The organism is Enteractinococcus helveticum, assembly GCF_001657475.1.
Taxonomy (GTDB): Bacteria; Actinomycetota; Actinomycetes; order Actinomycetales; family Micrococcaceae; genus Yaniella; species Yaniella helvetica.
In genome coordinates, this window is the sequence record NZ_LXEY01000069.1 from 1 (window position 1) to 861 (window position 861).

1 rRNA gene is annotated in these 861 nt (G+C 52.3%); it reads right to left on the reverse strand.

Features of this window, described 5'->3' with window-relative positions:
• Nucleotides 1-631 precede the first annotated feature (631 nt).
• A 16S ribosomal RNA gene (locus tag A6F49_RS14535) occupies nucleotides 632-861 on the reverse strand; the annotation flags it as partial.

Sequence of the window (861 nt, forward strand, 5' to 3'; positions counted from 1 at the left end):
CAGATTCCCACGTCCTTCATCGGCTCCTACTACCAAGGCATCCACCGTGCGCCCTTAGCAACTTACCCAACCAGTATGCACGCACACCAGTTGTTCGTCACCACAAACTGAGCAAACACAACCCACTCAACGAGCAGGTTGTCGCACGAAAATACACAAACAATCCAAAAAATCACTCACACCACCACCCCACAGGGCACTGATGCGAGGGACAAAATCACAAGAAATTAAGATGCTCGCGTCCACTATACAGTTACAATCAACAACACCCCAACCAACACCACCACCACAATGCACCGCATCATGACAGTCGTGCCGAGGGCACAACCACCAACCATCACCAACAGTGACGATCACCAAATGTGGTTGCTCCAAAACCCAACAGTGTACCAAAAACTTTCAAAAACCAGACCGCTGACCCCATGGCGTTTCCACGCAGGCTCACTCAACGCAAACCGCAGTACTCCACACACGACACCAACGAACTGGCCAAGCCCAACACTGCTCGCAAGCAGTATCGATCTGTTTGATGTTCCACCCACGCAGACAACGTGTCCCCATCAACACGACTGTTGATGGAACCATGACACGGTCCACTCATAATATCTTGAGATATTGACTATCTCCTTAGAAAGGAGGTGATCCAGCCGCACCTTCCGGTACGGCTACCTTGTTACGACTTAGTCCCAATCACCGGTCCCACCTTCGACGACTCCCTCCCCACAAAGGGGTTAGGCCATCGGCTTCGGGTGTTACCAACTTTCGTGACTTGACGGGCGGTGTGTACAAGGCCCGGGAACGTATTCACCGCAGCGTTGCTGATCTGCGATTACTAGCGACTCCGACTTCATGGGGTCGAGT